At 62.1% G+C, this 2,275-nt stretch carries 4 protein-coding genes; all 4 read left to right on the forward strand.

What is annotated here, in order from left to right; all coding sequences use genetic code 11:
• On the forward strand, positions 1–399 hold a 399-nt coding region (locus JWR98_RS28960; RefSeq protein ID WP_205491874.1), incomplete at its 5' end, for a cbb3-type cytochrome c oxidase subunit I.
• Positions 399–1,007 carry a cytochrome-c oxidase, cbb3-type subunit II gene (ccoO, locus tag JWR98_RS28965; RefSeq protein WP_078734203.1) on the forward strand — a complete coding sequence of 203 codons (609 nt, stop codon included), beginning with the start codon at positions 399–401 and terminating at the stop codon, positions 1,005–1,007. The genes JWR98_RS28960 and ccoO, both read left to right, overlap by 1 nt.
• A gap of 6 nt (positions 1,008–1,013) precedes the next feature.
• Entirely contained in the window at positions 1,014–1,199 is a 186-nt protein-coding gene (locus JWR98_RS28970; protein ID WP_003175465.1) for a CcoQ/FixQ family Cbb3-type cytochrome c oxidase assembly chaperone, read from the forward strand.
• Positions 1,196–2,173: a cytochrome-c oxidase, cbb3-type subunit III gene (gene ccoP / locus JWR98_RS28975; protein WP_205491875.1), complete on the forward strand. Its 978-nt coding sequence runs from the start codon at positions 1,196–1,198 to the stop codon at positions 2,171–2,173. The genes JWR98_RS28970 and ccoP overlap by 4 nt, the downstream gene beginning before the upstream one ends.
• The last annotated feature ends 102 nt before the right edge of the window (positions 2,174–2,275 follow it).

Consider the following 2,275-nt stretch of genomic DNA (forward strand, 5'->3'; position numbering starts at 1 on the left):
GCCGGGGCGCTGGGCTGGGTAGCGATGATCTCCATCGGCGCGCTGTACCACATGATCCCCAAACTGTTCGGCCGTGCGCAGATGCACAGCGTCGGGCTGATCAACACACACTTCTGGCTGGCCACTATCGGCACCGTGCTCTACATCGCCTCGATGTGGGTCAACGGCATCACCCAGGGCCTGATGTGGCGTGCGATCAACGATGACGGCACCCTCACCTACTCCTTCGTCGAAGCGCTGCAAGCCAGCCACCCGGGCTACATCGTCCGCGCCCTGGGCGGTGCGTTCTTTGCCGCCGGCATGCTGTTCATGGCCTACAACGTCTGGCGCACCGTGCGTGCCTCGGACCCTGCACAAGCCGAAGCCGCCGCCCAGATCGCTGTCGTGGGAGCTCACTGATGAAGCATGAAGTAGTCGAAAAGAATATCGGCCTGCTGGCCTTCTTCATGGTCATCGCCGTGAGTATCGGCGGCCTGACCCAGATCGTTCCGCTGTTCTTCCAGGACGTCACCAACAAGCCGGTCGAAGGCATGAAGCCGCGCACCGCCCTTGAACTGGAAGGCCGCGACGTCTACATCGCCAACGGTTGTGTCGGCTGCCACTCGCAGATGATCCGCCCGTTCCGCGCCGAAACCGAACGCTACGGCCACTACTCGGTCGCCGGTGAAAGCGTGTGGGACCACCCGTTCCTGTGGGGTTCCAAACGCACCGGCCCGGACCTGGCGCGTGTGGGCGGGCGTTACTCCGATGACTGGCAACGCGCGCACTTGTACAACCCGCGCAACGTGGTACCCGAGTCGAAAATGCCGGCGTATCCGTTCCTCGTGGAACACAAGCTCGACGGCAAGGACACCGCGAAGAAGATGGAAGTCCTGCGTACCCTGGGCGTGCCCTACACCGACGAAGACATCGCCGGTGCAGCCGCCGCCGTCAAGGGCAAGACCGAAATGGACGCATTGGTGGCCTACCTGCAGGGCCTTGGCACCATCATCAAAAGCAAACGGTGATTCTTCATGGATATCGGGATGATTCGTGGCCTGGGCACCGTTGTCGTGATGGTGGCCTTTATCGGCCTGGCGTTGTGGGTGTTCAGCCCCAAGCGCAAGTCAGAGTTTGAAGACGCGACCTTGCTGCCCTTTGCGGATGACCCCGAAGCCATCAAGCACGTCGAGCAAGCTTCTAGGAGTAACAAAGAATGACTACGTTCTGGAGTCTGTACGTCACAGTCCTCAGTCTGGGTACCATCTTCGCCCTGACCTGGCTGCTGCTGTCGACCCGCAAGGGCCAGCGCGCCGAGCAAACCGACGAGACCGTCGGCCACTCGTTCGACGGCATCGAGGAGTACGACAACCCGCTGCCCAAGTGGTGGTTCATGCTGTTCGTCGGCACCATCGTCTTCGCCCTCGGTTACCTGGTGCTGTACCCCGGCCTGGGCAACTGGAAAGGCCTGCTGCCGGGCTACAACTACCTCGACAACGACAAGCAAACCCCCTTCGCCAACGGCCAGACCGGCTGGACCGGCGTGCACGAATGGGAAAAGGAAATGGCCAGGTCGGACGCCAAGTTCGGGCCGATCTTCGCCAAATTCGCGTCGATGCCGATTGAGGAAGTGGCCAAGGACCCGCAAGCCCTGAAGATGGGTGGGCGCCTGTTCGCCTCCAACTGCTCGGTGTGCCACGGTTCCGACGCCAAGGGTGCCTATGGTTTCCCCAACCTGACCGACGCCGACTGGCGCTGGGGGGGCGAGGCGAACACCATCAAGGAAACCATCATGAAGGGCCGCCACGCGGTGATGCCAGGCTGGGCCGAAGTGATCGGCGAGCAAGGCGTGGCTGACGTAGCGGGCTTTGTGGTGACCAGGCTCGACGGCCGCAAACTACCGGAAGGCGCCAAGGCCGATGTGGCCAACGGCGAAAAACTCTTCGCCGCCAACTGCGTGGCCTGCCACGGCCCCGCCGGCAAAGGCACCCCCGCCATGGGCGCGCCCGACCTGACCCACCCCGGCGCGTTCATCTACGGCTCCAGCTTCGCGCAACTGCAGCAGACCATCCGTTACGGCCGCCAGGGCCAGATGCCGGCGCAGGAACAACTGCAGGGCAACGACAAGGTGCACTTGCTGGCGGCGTATGTGTACAGCTTGTCCCATGGAGATAAGAAGGCTGAGCAGCAGTAAAGCTGACCATTATTTTAGAAACGCAGAAAGACAAATGTGGGAGGGGGCTTGCTCCCGATAGTGGTGTGTCAGTCAGTGCAACTGTCACTGATCCACCGCTAT

The sequence above is a fragment of the Pseudomonas lactucae genome (assembly GCF_016937615.1).
Classification (GTDB): Bacteria; Pseudomonadota; Gammaproteobacteria; order Pseudomonadales; family Pseudomonadaceae; genus Aquipseudomonas; species Aquipseudomonas lactucae.